Below are 17,142 nucleotides of genomic sequence, written 5' to 3' on the forward strand. Positions count from 1 at the left end.
CCCCGTGCAAATCGTAAGATCGTTCATGGCAAGCCCACAGGTCCGCTCTTATACTGACAGTATATCACCGCAGCGATGCGTTTAGGGAGAGTGGAGGGCCATGGGCACACGGATATTGAACGAACGGGACTATTACCGGATCGTATATGGCGGTTGGCTGGGCAAAAATATCGGGGGTACGCTCGGGGCACCGGTCGAAGGGGTGAAGCAAAAGCTGGAGCTGACCTTCTACCCGAAGCTGCCGGACGGGCCGCTCGAGAACGACGACCTGGACCTGCAACTCGTCTGGCTGCACGCCCTGGAGCAATACGGGCCGGGGTTGACGTGCCGTGAGCTCGGGCAGGAGTGGGTGGACCATATTTTCTTCCCGTTCGACGAATACGGGTATGGCCTTACGAATCTACGGAAAGGCTTGCAGGCGCCGGTCAGCGGGTCGTTCAACAATCCGTTCCGCGATTGCATGGGGTCGCCGATCCGCTCGGAGATCTGGGCGATGGCCGCCCCCGGCGCTCCCGACGTGGCCGCCTATTACGCGTACCAGGATTCGGCCGTGGACCACGCCGGAGGAGAGGGCGTCTATGGGGAAGTATTCTTCGCCGCCATCGAGAGCGCCATCTTCTACGAGCGGGATCGGGACCGGCTGATCGAGATCGGCTTGCGCTACATTCCCGAGCAGTGCCGGACATCGCTGGCGGTGCGGGATCTCGTGGGGTGGCACCGCGAAGGCATCGGCTGGGAGGAGGCGCGGGCGCTCATCCAGCGGCATCATGGCGATGACAACTTCACCGACGCTCCGCAAAATATCGCCTTCACCATCCTCGGCTGGCTCTACGGCGAAAACTTCGAAGACGCGATCCTGAAGGCGGTCAACTGCGGGTATGACACGGACTGCACCGCCGCAACGATCGGCGCCATTCTCGGCATGCTGCTCGGCCCTGAGGGACTGCCGGATCGGTGGGTGAAGCCGGTCGGAGACCGGGTCGTCGTCAGTGCGCCGATCAAGGGTTTTCCGGCTCCGTCCAATCTCGAGGAGCTGACGCGTCGGACGATTCAGGCGGGCAAGCGGGTGCTGGCGTTCTGGGATACCGGCATCGTTGTTTTGGACGGTCAGCCGACGGACTGGACGGGCGCAGAAGCGGCGGTGACGGGGAAGGAGAAGGAGAGGAAGCAGGGAGGAAGCGGGGCAGCATCGGCCAGCGTGATGCAGGCTCATCTGGCAACGGAGCTGGAGTATTGGCGCACGAGCCGGATGACCGAGAACCGGTACGCGCTGCCGCAAGGCTCGGTGGCCGATCCGAACGTCGAGCTGCGGCTGGACTTCGGTGCGGAAGGGCCAGCGATCGGACTCGGCGGGACGGTCTCGTTCGAGCTGACGTTCGCCAATCGCTCGCGCATCACGCAGTCGGGCCGCTTGGCGCTCGAGCTGCCCGAAGGCTTCACCACCTCGACAGCTCTGCCCGCCGAGGTGCAGCTCGAGCCCGGCGAAGCGGTCCGCTGGACCGTCGCCGTGACGAACGGGCGCGAGCGGCCGGAACCGGCCTATGAGCTCGCGGTTGCATGGTCGCGCCGGCATGACGGCCACGGCTGGTCGGTCCAGCGCGTACCGTTCGCCCTCTTCGGGGCGGCGCACTGGACCGTCTGGGGGCCGGCCGACGCGGCCAGCACCGAGGGCACGGCGATCGCGTGCCCGGGCAACCGCATCGCCTGGCCGGCGGCGATGGCAACCGCGTCCGCGGCCTCGGCTGCGGGCCGCTACCGAGCGTCCACGCGCCTCGAGGTGCCGTCCGCCCGCTCCGTCCGGCTGATCGTCGCCGCCGACGGCCCGATCCGGGCTAGCCTCGATGGCCGGCCGGTCATCGATTGCCCGGCGGCGCTCGAGTTCATGCCCGCGTACCACCGTGCGCCGAAGGAGCAGCACGTGGAGCTGGAGCTCGCTGCCGGCACGTATAGGCTGGACGTCGAGGCTGAGCCGAAGCAGCCGGGCGTCCCGCCGCGTGTCTACGTACTGCCCGTAGCCCTACGCACCACCACCTCTCCGGGTCCGCACTACTATTACACCGATGTCCAGCTGTTGCCTCTGCGTTAGCTGAGCTCCATCGCTTCCAGCATCGAGGCTTCGGAATAATGGATCGAGCGCCGCAGCTGATTAGCCGTCTCGCGGCTGATGGCCCCTTGCTCGAACTGCGCCTGCACTTCGTTGCGTTCCGCTTGGATGGCCTTTAGCCGGATCTCTTTCTTTTGTTGGCGGAAGTGCTTGTCGGTCGGCGTCTGGCGGAATCCGATGTTCAGCCGGTCGATGATCTCCGTATAGGAGCCGATTACCGCTTGGCAGGCGTACTGGTTGCTGGCCTGAATCTGCTTGCGGACGGCTTCGATCGCGGCTTGGGACGTCTTCATCTTGGTCTCTTTCAAAACGGACAGATCCTGCGGCAGCGTATGCGGTCTCCCACGATGGAAGAACGGCGCCAAGAAGCGGGCCGTGATTCGGGCCATCCGGGCCCGGAGCTGGTACAGCTTGAGGTTGAACCGGCTCGACAGGGCGGCCTCCAATTGATCGATCATTTTGTACAGCGCTCCGGCGGTCTCCTCCGTAATGTCTTCGATCTCCAGCAATCGGGCTACCTCTTTGCGTTCTGCCGCAAGGGCCATCAACCGGATCCGGGCTTCCATCTCGCTGAGGTGGGAGCCTTCTTGTTGCTCGAGATCCTGGCGCAGCTGCCGCTGCATCATACGATTGTAGTCGGCGATAACCGAGAGGGAGGCGGTTTTGTTGTCGTCGTTGATTTCTTCCTCCACCGCCCGGATGGCGGCTTGCATAATGGCGACCCGAGCCGCTTGCGTCGATGTATTCGGGCCTTCCTCCGCACCGTCCGGCTCTCGTCCCGTCACGAGGGGCAGGACGAAGCTGGCCAAGAGCAGCGTGAACAGGATGACTCCCGCGGCGAGGAACAGGATGAGGTCGCGTTCCGGGAACGGACTGCCGTCCTGCAGGACATATGGGATCGAGAATGCCGCCGCCAGCGTCACCGCCCCCCGTACCCCCGACAGAGAGGTAAGCACCGAGTCGATCAGGCTGGGCTTGGGGAGCATGCTTGGAAAGGTACTATTCCTTCGGGGTCCCCGCAAAGTACTAGGTGTAATCTCCGAAGCCCCTGCTTCACTTTGTGGGGTAGTCCACTTATACGCCCCGCGCCAGAACGAATATATCCAGATGAATCGCAGCAGGATGAGCGTTCCGGAGATCAGGATGATGTAAAGAAGGACTTGCCAGTTGCTGATCGAAGGCTCTTCGATGATCACCGCCAGTACCTCCGGGATCTGCAACCCCAGCAGCACGAATACAAGCCCGTTCAGGATGAAAAGAATGACCGTCCATGTGCTGTTCGAGACGATTTTCAGCTGCGCCATGGAAGACTCGGTCCGGTCGCGAGCGATCGCGTGGACGATCCCGCCGGCGACGACGGCGAGGATGCCGGACATGCCGAGCTCTTCCGCCGCGAGATACAGGAGGAAGGGCGTCACAATCTGGATGAGCATGTGCACGGTGACGTCCTCCATCCCAAATCGGCGCAGGAAGACGCGGATCCAGATGAGGAGCCAGGCGACGATCGTCCCGACCACAAGCCCTCCGAGTGCGATGAGGATAAAGGTGTAGGATGCCGTGAACAGCGAGAACGTCCCGGTCACGGTGGCCGCTACCGCGAATTTGAAGGCGACGAGGCCGGAGGCGTCGTTCATGAGTGCTTCGCCCTCCAGGAGACGCAGCACGTACTTGGGTAGCTTGATGCGCCCGGACAACGCACTGACCGCTACGGCGTCGGTCGGAGACAGGATCGCCGCCAAAGCGAAGGCCGCCGGCAGCGGAATCGTCGGGATGAGCGCGTGAATGACGAGTCCGCCCACGAGCACCGTCGCGAAGACGAGGCCCAGGGCGAGCAGCAGGATCGGGGCGCGCAAAACCCACAGCTCCTCGCGGGGGATGCGCTTACCGTCGTTATAGAGAAGCGGGGCCACGAACAGCACGAGGAACAGCTCCGGATTGAGCGGCATATGGGTCCCAAGCTCGAACATAGCGGCCGCCGCCCCCAGCGCGATTTGGAAGAGCGGTACGGAGATGAAGGGAAGGAATCGATTCAATACGTTCGACATCCCGATCAGGACAAGCAGCAACAACACACCTAGAAACAGTTCCATTGAACGTCTACCGCCTCATTATCCACGAATTTTCGACTCATTTTGCATTTTTCCCCATTATAGATCAAGTGGGTGCCGGAATGCGAATGGAGGACGGACGGGTACGGAGATGGCACGAGAAACCATCTAACTCTTGCTGATGAGGCGGGTCCCGTACCGAGATAGCGCGAAAAACCAAAATAACTCGGGTTGAGGGTTGGGTCGCGAAGCGAGGCGAAACGAAACGCAGTTGTAATTTGTGCTGGACAGATACGAGGGAACGGAACTACAATGTCACTATAAAGTATGTTTGTACGTACAAACGGATTTGTGGGCTGTTTGAATAATACTCATTCATTTAATGCGGCGTATAAAATGTGAGGGGTTGAATTTGTAAATGTCGATCTTCAATTATAACCTAATGGAGGAATATCACGTATGGAGCAGCAAGAGGCGCGCGTGAGGACCGTTTTGGGTGATGTGCCTGCGGAAGAGCTGGGGATTGTGTACGCGCATGAGCACTTGATCATTCAGGGTGGGCTGGGCGTGATGAAGAACAAGGACCTGCACCTGAACAGCGTGGAAAAGGCGATCGCCGAGGTGGAGGACTGCAAACGGCTCGGGGCCCGAACCTTCATTGATTACATGCCGCCGGGCACCGGGCGGAATGCCGCTGCGCTGGCGGACATCGCGAAGCGGACGAACACGCATATCGTGGCGGTGACCGGCTTTCACAAGCCGATGTACTACGATGATCTGCACTGGATCTACTCGTATTCGATCGATCAGATCGTGAGATTGCTCGTAGCGGAATGCGAGGAAGGGATGGACCGGCACGGCTACAACGGGCCTTACGTCGACCGGCTTGCCGCCAAGGCAGGGGTGCTGAAGGGCGCCTCCGACTATAACGCCATCCACCCCGTCTCGGCCAAGCTGCTCGAAGCGGTAGCGCTCGCCCAGCGGGAGACCGGCGTGCCGATCGCCACGCATACCGAACACGGCACTTGCGGCCTGCAGCAGATCGAGCTGCTGATGAAGCACGGCGTCGATCCGGGCGACGTGATCATCTGCCATATGGACCGCAACCCGGACCTCTATGTTCACAAGGAGCTGGCCGCAACCGGCTGTTACCTGGAGTACGACAATGCTTCGCGTATCAAGTACCATCCCGACTCGAGCGGTGTGGGCTTGATCCGGGGGATGATCGAGGCGGGCTATGGCGACCGGCTGCTGCTGGGGACGGATTTCGCGCTGCGCTCCTACTGGAAGGCATATGGAGGCGGGCCCGGCATGGCGCATCTGCTGGAGACGTTCGTGCCGCGGCTGCAGGCGGAAGGGGTGGCGGAGGCCGATCTAGACCGGATGCTGCGAAGCAATCCGGCTCGCGCCTACGCCCTGCGTCCGACAAAGCGTTCGGGGAGGACATCATGACGAATCCGAGATTCGAAGATCAAATAGCCGTAGTCGTGGGCGGAACCGGCGGGATCGGCCTGGAGACCGTTCGCCGGCTGCGGCAGGAAGGCGCGCAGACGGCCGTGATCGGCCTGGAGTCGCCCGAGCAATTGTCGGAGGAGCAGCGGAGCTTGCTCGTCGATCCCCCGGGCGCCCTGTATCTTCAGGCAAACGCCGTGTACGGGGAGCAGCTGGAGGAGGCGTTCCAGCGAATCGACGAGTCGTTCGGCCGGATTGACGTGCTCGTGCATGTGGCGGGCATCAGCGCCCGCCGCTGGGGGGACGGCCCGCTCGATCGGTGCACCGAGGAGGGCTGGGACCAAGCGATGAGCGTAAACGCTAAAGGGGTGTACCGGAGCAACCGGCTCGCGCTGCAGCGCATGATCCGGCAGAAGAGCGGCGCGATCGTCAATATTTCCTCTGTGCTCGGCATGGTGGGCGTCCGCGACCACTTCGCCACACACGCCTATGCGGCGAGCCGCGGGGCGGTCATCGCGCTGAGCCGGTCCGCCGCGGTTTATTACGCCAAGGACAACATTCGGGTGAACGTCGTCTGCCCCGGGCTGCTCGATACGCCAATGTCGCAGCGGGCGGTCCGCGATCCTGTCATTCTCGAGGCGCTGACCGAGTTCCAGCCGCTCGCACCGCACGTCGGTTATCCGCAAGACGCGGCAGCCGCGATTGTGTTCCTGGCTAGCCGAGACGCTCGGTTCATCACCGGCATCGCATTGCCAGTGGACGGCGGCTGGACTGCGCAGTAACAACCCTTTAACCACATCCATCCCTAAGGAGAGTAACCAACGATGTCGACAGCACACAATTCTTCTCATACCGGCCCCAATCTGGTGAACGACTTCTTCACGGGAGCCCGGCAAGTGATCGAGCGGATCGAGCGGACCCAACAGGAAGCGATCGCGCGCGCCGTAGATCAAATCTTCCGTTCCATCCATAGCGGGGGCGTCGTCCACCTGTTCGGAAGCGGGCATTCCCGTATGGCCGTCGAGGAAATGTATCCGCGCTACGGCAGCTATCCCGGGTTCCACCCGATGGTGGAGCTGTCGCTGACGAACCATCACGCGGTAGTGGGCAGCAACGGTCAACGGCAGGCGATGTTCCTGGAAAATGTGGAGGGCTTCGGACGCGTCATCGCAAGGGAAGTGCATTACGGCCCGCACGACAGCATGATGCTGTTCTCCCACAGCGGCACGGGCGCCGTCGTGATCGACATCGCGCTGGAGATGCGGGAGCGGGGCATCCCGCTCATCGCCGTCACCTCGGTCGGCCACAGCGAGCGGAGCCGATCCAAGCACAGCTCCGGCAAGCGCCTGTATGAGCTGGCCGACATTGTCATCGATAACGGCGCGGTGCCCGGTGACGCCATGGTACACATTGAGGGACTCGAGACTCCGGTCGGTCCCGGCTCGACGATCGGCAATACGGTTATTGTGAATACGATCAAGTGCCAGGTGGCGCAGCGGCTCACGGATGCCGGCAAGCCGCCGAAGGTCATCACCAGCTCCATCTTCGTCGGAGATGAGGAGTCCAAGCGGCTGTTCGACGCGTCTTACGAAGAATACTGGCGTACGACACGTACGTTGTAGGAGGGACTTGCATGCCGAATTGGCAAGGGATACCGCACGATCAAAAAGCAGTCGATGTCCTCGTGTTGGGAGGCGGCGCAGCCGGCGTCTGCGCGGCGATCGCCGCGGCGCGAAGCGGGCGGCGGGTGCTGCTCGTCGAAGGGCAAGGCTGCTTGGGCGGCTCGAGAACAGCGACGGGTGTCGACACGTTCTACGGCTTCTACACGCCGAAGGAGCAGCGCCGGATCGTAGGCGGAATCCCCTGGGAGATCGCTCAGGAGCTTGCCGCACGGGGCGCCGCGTTCGAGCGGCCCAACACGTACGGCGCCGGGACGGGCATTACGTATGACGTGGAGCAATTGAAGCTGCTGTACGAAAGCCTCGTGCTGGAGGCCGGAGCGGAGCTGCTATTCCATACGTACGCGAGTCTCGTGCAGACGGAGCAGGGCCGGGTTACCGGCATCGTACTGGCCAACAAGCTCGGGTTGACCGAGGTGTCGGCCCAAGTCTACATCGATGCGACGGGCGATGCTGATATCGCGGCGCGAGCGGGCGCTCCGTTCGAGAAGAACGCCGCGCATGAGCTGCAGTCGCTGTCTACGATCTTTTTCATGGGCGGCGTCGATACGTCGACGGCCAAGACGATCTCCCACGCCGGGCTCGCGGAACGGATGCGGGAAGCGAATCAGTCCGGCCGCTACACCCTCCCCCGCGAGGAAGGCTCGTGGCACATTACGCCGCATCCGGGCGTCATCCAGGCGAACATGGTGCGGGTGAGCGGTGTCGATGCGACCGATCCGTACGCGCTGACGCTGGCGGAGGTCGAGGGACGGAGGCAGACGCAGCAATATGTCCGGTTTCTGCGCGACTGCGTCCCTGGCTTCGAGGAGGCCTATCTCCTGAGCACGAGCTCGCAAATCGGCGTTCGGGAGACCCGCCGCATTCTCGGGCACTACGTCCTCACGGAGGAGGACGTCGTGAAGGGCGCCAAGTTCGACGACGCCATCGCCTGCTGCGGCGCCCCGATCGAGGATCACGGCGCAGGCAAGGACACGCGCTGGGTGTACGTGCAAGACGACGGGAGCTACCAGATCCCGTACCGCTGCTTGCTGCCGCAGGGCGTGAGCAACCTGATCGTGGCCGGACGCTCCTTGTCCGCCACGCACGGTGCGCAAGCCTCGGCGCGCAACTCGGCCCAATGTATGGCCATGGGCCAAGCCGCCGGTGTGGCGGCCGCGCTATGCGTCGAGCAGGCGCTGCCAGCAGCGACGGCGCCCGTGCAGGAGCTGCAGCGGCGATTGCTGGCTCAAGGCGTCATTTTATCCGCATCAGTCGGCGCTTCTTCACAAATCATTCCCAATTGATGTGATTGCAATCACATCTCTCCCGGCTCCTCCTTCTTATACTTGAGTTATCCAAGGACAAGAAAGCGAGGAGATTAGTCATGCTAAGCGAACAAACCATCCGCATCATTAAATCCACGGTACCGGTGCTGGAGAAGTACGGAACGGATATAACCAAACGGTTCTATCAAATGATGTTCACCCGTCATCCGGAGCTGTTGAACATATTCAATCATGCGAACCAGAGCCAAGGCCGGCAGCAGACCGCGCTGGCGAACGCCGTCTACGCGGCGGCTCTGCATATCGACAAGCTGGAGACGATCCTGCCGGTCGTGAAGCAGATCGCTCATAAACACCGCAGTCTTGGCGTGAAAGCCGAACATTATCCAATCGTGGGGGAAAATCTGCTGGCTGCGATCAAGGATGTGCTGGGCGAGGCGGCGACGGAGGAGATCCTGCAGGCTTGGGCGGAGGCTTACGGGGTCATCGCGAAGGTGTTCATCGAGGTCGAGGCCGAGATGTATCGAGAGTCCGAGCAGCAAAAGGGAGGATGGGCCGGATTCAAAGCGTTCCGAGTGGAGCGCAATGTGAAAGAGAGCGATGTGATCACATCGTTCTATCTGGTGCCGCTGGACGGAGACGCCCTAGCTTCATTCGAGCCGGGGCAGTATGTGAGTGTGAAGATGGACATCCCGGGCGAAAAAAATACGCACATCCGGCAATACAGCCTGTCCGACGCTCCAGGTAAGGCTTACTACCGAATCTCCGTCAAGCGGGAGGATGCCGCACCGGGCAAGCCGGCTGGGAAAGTCTCGACGTACTTGCACGAGCGCGTCCAGCCGGGAGAGGTGCTCTGGCTGTCGGCGCCTGCCGGGGAGTTTACGCTCGATCAGCAGGACACCCGGCCGATCGTCTTCCTTAGCGGAGGCGTGGGCTTGACGCCGCTGGTCAGCATGCTGAACACCGTAGCCGATACGAATCCGAATCGTCCGGTCACGTTCATTCATGCCGCTCAGAACGGGAATGTACACGCCCTGAGACGACAAGTAGAGGAGTTGGCCGGCCGCGCCCCGCAAGTATCCGTCTTCTGGTGCTATGATCAGCCTACGAGTCAGGACAAGGCCGCCAAATCTTACGATAAGGAAGGGTACATCGACTTGCCATGGCTCCAACAAGTAATTCCGACCAAAGAGGCTAGCTTCTACTTCTGCGGTCCCGTACCGTTTATGAAGAAAGTAAACAGCCTGTTGAAGGAATGGGGCGTTGCGGCAGCCGATATTCATTATGAATTTTTCGGGCCGGCCGGCAGCTTGGAGGACACCGCAAGCGAAGTCGCCAAACCGGAGCCAGCCGCTCGCGCCGCAACATTAAGACCGGTCACTTCGATCCCGCTTGGCTGCGCAGGAGCCGATTGATCGTCTCACGGCGAAGCCCGAGGAATTGGCCGATCTCGTCCTGCGTCAACACATCGGTCAAGGTGGCTGGTGAGATGAAAGCCTGGAACCAGGCTTGAAGCTTCCGGAGCTTCTCGGCAGGCGTAACCTCGGTCACCTGGTCGATCCGCTGCTGCATCATGCGCAATTTGTCCTGCAGCAGCAGGGCGATCGCCCGGTATCGCTCGGGGTTGTCCTCCAGCTCCTCATACCACGTTGCGGCGGGCAAGACGTCGACCTCGCAGGTAATGAGCGCTATGGCGGTGCCGTAGTAAGGATTCGGGCTGATCAGAGAATGATGAGGAATAATTTCATTGGGTATAATTAGATTGACCAGGATTTGCGATCCGTCTTGATGGACTCGAACGATTTTTAACAAACCGCTTCTCAAGTGATACAACGGACCGGTTTCTCCTTGTAAGAATAAAGTCTCGCCTTTATGTAAGATCATGCCGCCTCCATAAGAATGAGCAAGCGAAGGCCGATGTTCCGGCTTTCGCTTGTTCGGTTTTACTCCACGTCGATCGGGTGCCGAATCTGATCCTCGTACAGGTCGATGAATAATTTCCCATTCGTTCCTTGGACGGCATAGCAAATTTGCTCGACGTCCAGCTTTCTTTTTTCGAGCTGATGAGTCAGCCATGTGGAAGAGATTCCGGACTTTTGTATATTTTCGCTGATGACTTTCCCGTCCATGATAACCTCGATCGGAAACTGATCTTTCACCGGAGGCAAGGACAAATCTTTTCGCGTCACAGTCCGGTATTCGGGCTTCTTCAGAACCGACAGCTTCCCGTTCAGCTCAATGATGGCATATTCCACTTCTTCAATATTGAAAATCTCCTTCTCCCGCAGCTCCTGATTGAGCGTATCGAGCGAAAATTTCAATTTGCGCAAATTATGCTCCAAGACTTTACCGCCTTCGATCAACACCGTGGGCTTCCCCGAAAACCATTTTCTTAATGTTCGGTTTTTCAAGGTAACGTAAGCGATGATGTAGGCAATTCCGCTGAACGTAAGCAGAGAGGCGATGAGAAGCCAGGTCTTGAAATAAGTGTTGAAGGCAATGTTGGCGGTGAGGGCGCCGAGCGTTATGGAAGACACGAAGTCATGGTAAGTCAACTGGGTAATCGTATGCTTGCCGATGATTCTCGCTATGATCATGATCAGGACAAACGAGACCGCAGTTCGGGCGATGATATCGAGGAATGTGCTCATGCTGCTTCTCCTTCGTAGGGTAGCGACTTCTTGGCAACAATTACTATTCGTTGGAAGGGAGGAAAATATGCAGCATGCCCTCCATCAACAAGTCGGAATGTACCACTCGATCACACCTGCATCCTGCAACTCCGAGGTGAAGATTTCGTACCGAGGCTTGGACAGGTCTATCTTGTACTTCGCCTGATTGTCCGTTGTACAAACGTTGGCCCAGAATTCCCCTACATGCTCTTTCCTGAATCGGAATGTCACATAGTCCCCCGCCGGAAGCGTGAAGGCGACCATACCAGCAGGGACTTGTGCAGCATCCGAAACCTCTACCGCGACGAGGGGAGCGGGGAACTTGCCGGATACGACGAGGTAAGGCGTATCGTGTCTTCGGGTCGCGATCGTATGTCTATGCTCTTCCAGCAGCTGGAACATAGCGCGCTCGTCCTCCATACTCCGGCCTTGATACCCGATCAGGGCCACCTCCGGCATCCGGGAAATCCGTGTTTCCACAATCTCGGTAAAAGTCGCCATGTACTAACACATCCTTCAAAGTAGAATTGATTCCATTATTGCCCAGATGTCGGGGCTTGTAAATCGGTAGGCGTGGGACCGGCTCGGCTCAGTACGGTTTGGTGTTAGGGAGGGGGAAAAGAAGGGTACTATAAATTGACAACGACAATCCAAGTTGATAAGCTTCTTATTGATTAGTTACTTATTAATTTTTCGATTTACATACACACGAGGAGGGATTCATGATGACGCAAAAACTAACCCCTGAAGCTGCCGCGTTCCGCAAGCCGGAGCACGAGGTGCTGCCTTTGTTCCTCAACCGCTGGTCGCCCCGCTCGTTCCAGGACAAGCCCGTACCCGACGAACTGGTGCTGCAAGCTTTCGAGGCGGCCCGATGGGCTCCTTCCTCCGGGAACGGTCAGCCGTGGCGGTATGTGATCGCGAGAACGCAGGAGGACCGGGAGAAGTTCCTCACGTTCGTGAACGAATCCAATGTCGAGTGGTGCCGCAAGGCGCCAGTATTGGCCGTAGTCTTCGCGGGCCAAGTGACTCCGCACGGCAACGTGAACCGCTGGGGCGGCTTCGACGCCGGCGCCTCGTGGGGCTACTTGGCGCTTCACGCCACCGAGTTGGGGCTGCACGCCCATGCGATGGGCGGCTTCGACAAGGAGAAGGCCAAGGCGACCCTGCAAGCGCCGGACGACTATGAAGCGATGGCGGTCATCGCCCTCGGATACCGCGGCGACAAGGACCAGCTGTCGGAACGCAACCGGGAGCGCGAGCAGCCTTCGAGCCGCAAGCCTCTGGCGGACACGCTGTTCGAAGGTGCATTCGGACGATCGGTTCAATAGTCCGGGAGCGGAATATTTCAGAGGTGGAATAAAAGCGCACACCCGTATCAGGGCCCAGCTGTCGAGTCAACCGGACTCGAGGTTGGGCTTTTCTAATTACTATTGTCCCTGCCAATCGTAAGATAAGTTTACTTTTCCATAAGTCCCGATCAGCCGCGTTTTCCGGGATTTGCTATTGTGGGAGCAAGAAGTTCATCTCACGTACCAGGGAGGCTGTCGGTTATGACCACCGCTGTATTAAACGATCAGGAAGTGGAGTTTTACAAAAAGAACGGGTATTTGCTGCACAAGAAGCCGCTCTTCAGCGAAGAGAAGATGAACGGTCTGCGGGCGCTATTCGAGGAGCAATTGGCTCAGAAGGGAAGCAAGCTGTCCGATGAGCTCGATACGCCGCATTTTCGCGAGGAGCGGCTGCTGGAGTACTTGTTGAGCGACGAGGTGCTCGACCTGGTGGAGCCGATACTCGGGCCGAATATCGGGCTCTGGTCGAGCCACTTCATCTGCAAGGATCCGTACAAAGGCCGGGCCACGCCGTGGCATGAAGATTCGGCTTACTGGAAGGGGCGCCTCGACCGCTTCGACCAGATCGTCACCGTCTGGCTCGCCATCGACCGGAGCTGGAAGGAGAACGGCTGCATGCGCGTCATCCCGGGAACGCATAATAACGGCTTCTCCGAATACGAGGAGATCGACAAGGCGGACAATCTGTTCGGTACGCAGATCAAAGGCGTCGGCGACGATCCCCGGGCCGTCTACTTCGAGCTGGAGCCGGGAGAATGCTCGCTGCACGATTCGCGCATCATTCACGGCGCCACGCCGAACACGAGCCCTTACCGCCGGTGCGGGTACACGATGCGGTACTTCTCGACCGAGTCGAAGGTACTGCCCGAGCGGAATTCGAACTTCAAAATATGGCTCGCCCGGGGCCGGGATATTGCCGGCAATCCGTTCGTCAACGTATAATGGCCCTACAAGGAGACGAATGGGCGAGGGGGGAGCGTCGTGGCGCAAGAGCCGAAGCGGTTGACGAATCAACAATTCATGGACCATCCGGCCTCCGCCTACCGTCTCTTCGTCCGGGCAACGGATCATCGGATCGACGTGCATTGGCACGAGTTTTTCGAGCTCGCGCTCGTCGTCTCCGGCGAGGGGACGCATAACTTGAACGGCCGGTCCGTGCGGCTGCAGCGAGGATCGCTCTTCCTGCTGACGCCGGCCGATTTTCACGAGCTGATCCCCGACCGGGGCGAGAGTTTGAGGCATTACAATTTCATCTTCTCGTATGAGGCGATCAAGCCGGAGCTGTTCGACATCCTGTTCCGGGACCGGCGTAAGCTGGCGTGCACGATCGAGGAGCCGGACCTCGCCCCCATGGAAGCGGAGTTCGAGCGGATCCGGCAGGAGACGAGCGAGGAGCGGCTGGGCGGCCATTGGATCGTGCTCGGCGCGCTGGAGCGCGTCATCATTGAGCTGCTTCGCCGAACTTCGCCGGATGGGGTGGAGGCGAGGGCCGACCGGAGCGCGCCTCGTCCAGGCGAGAAGCCGACCGAGACGCTGATCCGCAAGGCGATGACGTACGTGCAGCTGCGCTTCCGGGAGGAGCTGTCGCTCGAGACGGTGGCGCAGCATGTCGGCTTGTCGCCGAATTACTTCAGCCAGCGGTTCCGGGAGACGGCGGGGATCACGTTCCAGGCTTACGTGAAGGAGCTGCGGCTGAACTTCGCCAAGTCGCTGCTCGCGGTGTCGGCGCTGCCGGTGACGGAGATCTGCTTCGCCTCCGGCTTCAATACGCTCCAGCACTTCGAGCGGGAATTCAAGGGCAAGTACGGCTGTCCGCCGGGCAGCTGGCGGGCTGCCCATGTTCGCTTGCATTAGTTGGCATGTAGCCGCAGCTGTGCTCTGTGCACAGCCTTGGATATTTCGTGGACGCGTGTAAGTTGATTTTGCCCACTTAGAGCCGGGTGCGCTCGGGATTAGGGGCGTATAGTTCGATTTTGTAGAATTGGAAGGCAAAGTTGCAAGGGTTGTACTCCAACGTCATGCTCCAGTTTGGCAAAATCGAACTAGAGCTCCTTCTGCAGGCAACGGCCTCGCCGTAAGCAGGCAAAATCGAATTAGAGCACACTCCGACGAGTCATGCCTGTGCGATCTCACCGATAAAAAAGGCTCTTGTAACGTTGACGAATCCCCGTTACAAGAGCCTCTTCTATGTCTATTTCCCGACCACGCCGTACAAGTCGACTCCGTCCAGCTTGATCGTCACGCGCACCCGCGTGTCGGACAACGGCTCGACGGCGACCTCGCGGGCCTCCTCGCCCAGCTCGGGGCTGCGGACGACGGCGGCTGTCCAAGGCGCCGCCTCGAGTCCGGCGAAGTCGATCTCGTAGACGAGCCGGTTGTCCGTGCTGAGCGAGCGGATGTCCTGCAGCACGACGCCTCCATTGTGCGCATCCGTATACTCCGGATGCGGGATCGCTTCGAGGGCGCGGTTCATCAGGTGCAGCACCAGGCCCTCGTCATGTACTCGCAGTCGGAGCGCCCAGCGGGCATCGCCCGCGACCTGGCGGATACGCGGCGCGAACGCGCCGGCCGCGGCCAGGCGCTCCAACGCCGCGGCCGCGTGCGAGCCGCTCGCCGCCCGAATCGCGGCGGCGATGGCCGCTTCGCTGCCAGGCGAGCCCTCGCTCGCGGCAGCGCTCGAGGCGGCGGCTTCGCCCGCCGCTGCAGCCCCGCCGGCTGCTGCGTCCAGCAGCCGCAGCCCGGGATAGGACGCGGCCAGGAGCGCGTCCGAGAGCGGCTCGGCGCGGCGGAACCCGCGCTCGTCATGCGTGCCGAACGGCAGGCTCAGCCACGCTTCGCCGCCGTCGGCGAGAAAAGCCTGCACCGCCGCGAATTGAGCGGCGGACACGCAGCCGACCCCGTCGAGCACGAGCGGGGTCCGTTCCGAGCGCAGCGCGTCGGCGTCGGCCAGCTCGTCGGTCCGCACGATGCGGTAGCCGACGTTGTGCTCGACGAACGCGCCCGACCAGCGGAGCACACGGTCCCAGTGCTCCGTACCGTCCGTGTCGCGCCACCCGTTGTCGCGGCAGTAGCGGTTGCTCACGAGCCGCACTTCGGCGACGTCGCGGCCGGCCTGGCCGTCGAGATCGCTGTGCGCGAGCTCCCATCGGTTCAGCGGGCCGACGATGGCGTGCGTCTCGAGCAGCGGAACGGGATCGGCCTCCAGCCGGCCGGGCAGCGTGCTGCTCCAATTGGCGACGCCCCAGAACCGGCTGAGCGCCCAGCCGAGGTAGCCACCCTTCTCGAAGATCGTATAGCTGAGCGCCATCGCAGGCGCGTCTCCCATGTGGGCGGCGATGTCCTTCTGCTGCAGCGCTTCGGCGTCCGTACGGACCCAGTGCACGCTGCCGGTGCCGAACCCGCAATTCTCCAGCATGACGTAGTCGAGATGGGGGACCATTTTCTCCAGATTGAGTGAGACGGCGTTCAGGATAATCGGACCGGTGCTGGAACAGCACGTCGACAGCGGCTTGTCGGGAAAATAGCTCTTGATCAGCTTCACATGATCGGCAATGATATCGGTCCGCAAACGGATCCAGTCGCGGAAGACGGGATTGTCGTAATTGCCCCATGTCGTCGGTGCGCCGGAGGTGTCGCCCCAGAACGACTTGTCCTCGAAGGGCGGAAGCTCATGCCCATAGTCCCGCCGGAAGCGTTCCCGGCAATGCAAGCAAGCGCATGTGGAGAACCAGCCGTAGTCCGCCATGTCGTCCACTTCGGCGCCGTCCAGATCGACCTCGCGGGTCAATCGCTCGAGGTACTTGCTGTGCATCTCCAAAAAGGCTGGATTGTTATGGCAGAACAGCTCCGCCTGGTAGGCCGTCGTGTAACCCGGCCGGCCGTCGCGCACGTCGACTTGGCACAAGTCCCGGAACCGGTAGCCGAGGTACCCGGCGTATTCGGCTGCGACCGGATCGTGATGCAGCAGCACGTGGTGGCGCTGCGCCCGATGCAGCCTCGCCGTGTCGTCCGCCCCGCGGGGGCGCTCGACGAGGTTGCAGGAATAGTGGTCGAAGAACCGGATGCCGTATTGGTGCAGCTCCTCACATACTTCGTTCAAGTACCCGTGCAGCTGGCCGAAATAGTTGGCAAAATCAAACCGGATATGGAAACCGAAATTCAGGGCGGTGTCGATGCCGGCTTCGGCGAACCCTTCGGCGCGGCGTTTGATTTTGTCCCGGACGGACTTCTGCGGCCATTGCAGGTCCTCCAGCGTATTCCACCAACTGGCTACGCGTCGGGGCTTGAAATAAGAATAAGGCGCTCTTCCTTCCATAAGTCCTCCTCTGGCCATGGACATGGCCCCCTCTATAGGGATTTTTAGTTACAGGTATGGTATAGGTCACGATGTAAGCACTCTCATTCTATCACAATGCGGCGAAGCCTAATACTATGAATTTTGGGGTTGATCTGAGCGGGATAGAGCACCATTAAGCCGCCCCAATTTGGAAGGGTTAGGCGAGAATACACCGAGATAGCTGCAATTTTTTCATCTAATTTGAACTCATAACCTTCCGCGAAGGCAGTAGAT

At 60.5% G+C, this 17,142-nt stretch carries 14 protein-coding genes; 9 read left to right on the forward strand and 5 right to left on the reverse strand.

Annotated features, from left to right (window positions below):
• Positions 1-100 precede the first annotated feature (100 nt).
• Positions 101-2,086 (forward strand): ADP-ribosylglycohydrolase family protein, encoded by a 1,986-nt coding sequence (locus tag ACI5FR_RS04980; protein WP_405451116.1) that lies wholly within the window; start codon positions 101-103, stop codon positions 2,084-2,086.
• Here the strand turns inward: ACI5FR_RS04980 and ACI5FR_RS04985 are convergent.
• Complete coding sequence (locus tag ACI5FR_RS04985) at positions 2,083-4,194, reverse strand: cation:proton antiporter (protein WP_405451119.1); 2,112 nt, start codon at positions 4,192-4,194, stop codon at positions 2,083-2,085. The two genes, ACI5FR_RS04980 and ACI5FR_RS04985, sit on opposite strands and share 4 nt — an antisense overlap.
• Positions 4,195-4,611: 417 nt before the next feature.
• Between ACI5FR_RS04985 and ACI5FR_RS04990 the strand changes: the two genes are divergently transcribed.
• From ACI5FR_RS04990 to hmpA, 5 genes are all read left to right on the forward strand, one after another.
• Positions 4,612-5,604, forward strand: coding sequence for a phosphotriesterase family protein (locus tag ACI5FR_RS04990; protein ID WP_405451121.1), 993 nt, complete (start codon positions 4,612-4,614; stop codon positions 5,602-5,604).
• Positions 5,601-6,386: an SDR family NAD(P)-dependent oxidoreductase gene (locus ACI5FR_RS04995; protein WP_405451124.1), complete on the forward strand. Its 786-nt coding sequence runs from the start codon at positions 5,601-5,603 to the stop codon at positions 6,384-6,386. Before ACI5FR_RS04990 ends, ACI5FR_RS04995 begins: the two co-directional genes overlap by 4 nt.
• A gap of 42 nt (positions 6,387-6,428) precedes the next feature.
• Positions 6,429-7,226: a sugar isomerase domain-containing protein gene (locus ACI5FR_RS05000; RefSeq protein ID WP_405451127.1), complete on the forward strand. Its 798-nt coding sequence runs from the start codon at positions 6,429-6,431 to the stop codon at positions 7,224-7,226.
• A gap of 11 nt (positions 7,227-7,237) precedes the next feature.
• Entirely contained in the window at positions 7,238-8,569 is a 1,332-nt protein-coding gene (locus tag ACI5FR_RS05005; RefSeq protein WP_405451130.1) for an FAD-dependent oxidoreductase, read from the forward strand.
• 80 nt (positions 8,570-8,649) lie between these two features.
• Entirely contained in the window at positions 8,650-9,963 is a 1,314-nt protein-coding gene (hmpA, locus tag ACI5FR_RS05010; RefSeq protein ID WP_405451133.1) for an NO-inducible flavohemoprotein, read from the forward strand.
• Here hmpA and ACI5FR_RS05015 read toward each other — a convergent pair.
• From ACI5FR_RS05015 to ACI5FR_RS05025, 3 genes are all read right to left on the reverse strand, one after another.
• Positions 9,926-10,432 carry a Crp/Fnr family transcriptional regulator gene (locus ACI5FR_RS05015; RefSeq protein ID WP_405451136.1) on the reverse strand — a complete coding sequence of 169 codons (507 nt, stop codon included), beginning with the start codon at positions 10,430-10,432 and terminating at the stop codon, positions 9,926-9,928. The two genes, hmpA and ACI5FR_RS05015, sit on opposite strands and share 38 nt — an antisense overlap.
• Before the next feature lie 59 nt (positions 10,433-10,491).
• On the reverse strand, positions 10,492-11,199 hold the full coding sequence (locus tag ACI5FR_RS05020; RefSeq protein ID WP_405451138.1) for a DUF421 domain-containing protein: 708 nt from the start codon (positions 11,197-11,199) through the stop codon (positions 10,492-10,494).
• An 84-nt stretch (positions 11,200-11,283) separates the two neighbouring features.
• A complete protein-coding gene (locus tag ACI5FR_RS05025) occupies positions 11,284-11,721 on the reverse strand; it encodes a GyrI-like domain-containing protein (protein ID WP_405451141.1) in 438 nt (145 codons plus the stop codon).
• Between the two features lie 224 nt (positions 11,722-11,945).
• On the opposite strand from ACI5FR_RS05025, the gene ACI5FR_RS05030 reads away from it, so the two are divergent.
• The 3 genes from ACI5FR_RS05030 to ACI5FR_RS05040 all read left to right on the forward strand — a co-directional run bounded on the left by ACI5FR_RS05030 (position 11,946) and on the right by ACI5FR_RS05040 (position 14,426).
• The gene (locus ACI5FR_RS05030; protein ID WP_405451143.1) at positions 11,946-12,551 is read left to right on the forward strand and encodes a nitroreductase family protein; all 606 of its coding nucleotides are present in this window, start codon (positions 11,946-11,948) and stop codon (positions 12,549-12,551) included.
• A gap of 222 nt (positions 12,552-12,773) precedes the next feature.
• On the forward strand, positions 12,774-13,514 hold the full coding sequence (locus ACI5FR_RS05035; protein ID WP_405451146.1) for a phytanoyl-CoA dioxygenase family protein: 741 nt from the start codon (positions 12,774-12,776) through the stop codon (positions 13,512-13,514).
• A 39-nt stretch (positions 13,515-13,553) separates the two neighbouring features.
• Positions 13,554-14,426 carry a helix-turn-helix transcriptional regulator gene (locus ACI5FR_RS05040; protein WP_405451149.1) on the forward strand — a complete coding sequence of 291 codons (873 nt, stop codon included), beginning with the start codon at positions 13,554-13,556 and terminating at the stop codon, positions 14,424-14,426.
• Between the two features lie 337 nt (positions 14,427-14,763).
• On the opposite strand, the gene ACI5FR_RS05045 is transcribed toward ACI5FR_RS05040, so the two are convergent.
• Complete coding sequence (locus ACI5FR_RS05045) at positions 14,764-16,905, reverse strand: hypothetical protein (protein WP_405451152.1); 2,142 nt, start codon at positions 16,903-16,905, stop codon at positions 14,764-14,766.
• Positions 16,906-17,142: the final 237 nt, after the last annotated feature.

The organism is Paenibacillus sp. HJGM_3 (genome assembly GCF_045062745.1).
GTDB lineage: Bacteria > Bacillota > Bacilli > Paenibacillales > NBRC-103111 > Paenibacillus_AA.

Bases quoted from the DNA above. Each gene is read 5' to 3' on its own strand.
- ACI5FR_RS04980 (WP_405451116.1), top strand. From the start codon at position 101: ATGGGCACACGGATATTGAACGAACGGGACTATTACCGGATCGTATAT.
- ACI5FR_RS04985 (WP_405451119.1), bottom strand. From the start codon at position 4,194: ATGGAACTGTTTCTAGGTGTGTTGTTGCTGCTTGTCCTGATCGGGATG.
- ACI5FR_RS04990 (WP_405451121.1), top strand. From the start codon at position 4,612: ATGGAGCAGCAAGAGGCGCGCGTGAGGACCGTTTTGGGTGATGTGCCT.
- ACI5FR_RS04995 (WP_405451124.1), top strand. From the start codon at position 5,601: ATGACGAATCCGAGATTCGAAGATCAAATAGCCGTAGTCGTGGGCGGA.
- ACI5FR_RS05000 (WP_405451127.1), top strand. From the start codon at position 6,429: ATGTCGACAGCACACAATTCTTCTCATACCGGCCCCAATCTGGTGAAC.
- ACI5FR_RS05005 (WP_405451130.1), top strand. From the start codon at position 7,238: ATGCCGAATTGGCAAGGGATACCGCACGATCAAAAAGCAGTCGATGTC.
- hmpA (WP_405451133.1), top strand. From the start codon at position 8,650: ATGCTAAGCGAACAAACCATCCGCATCATTAAATCCACGGTACCGGTG.
- ACI5FR_RS05015 (WP_405451136.1), bottom strand. From the start codon at position 10,432: ATGATCTTACATAAAGGCGAGACTTTATTCTTACAAGGAGAAACCGGT.
- ACI5FR_RS05020 (WP_405451138.1), bottom strand. From the start codon at position 11,199: ATGAGCACATTCCTCGATATCATCGCCCGAACTGCGGTCTCGTTTGTC.
- ACI5FR_RS05025 (WP_405451141.1), bottom strand. From the start codon at position 11,721: ATGGCGACTTTTACCGAGATTGTGGAAACACGGATTTCCCGGATGCCG.
- ACI5FR_RS05030 (WP_405451143.1), top strand. From the start codon at position 11,946: ATGACGCAAAAACTAACCCCTGAAGCTGCCGCGTTCCGCAAGCCGGAG.
- ACI5FR_RS05035 (WP_405451146.1), top strand. From the start codon at position 12,774: ATGACCACCGCTGTATTAAACGATCAGGAAGTGGAGTTTTACAAAAAG.
- ACI5FR_RS05045 (WP_405451152.1), bottom strand. From the start codon at position 16,905: ATGGCCAGAGGAGGACTTATGGAAGGAAGAGCGCCTTATTCTTATTTC.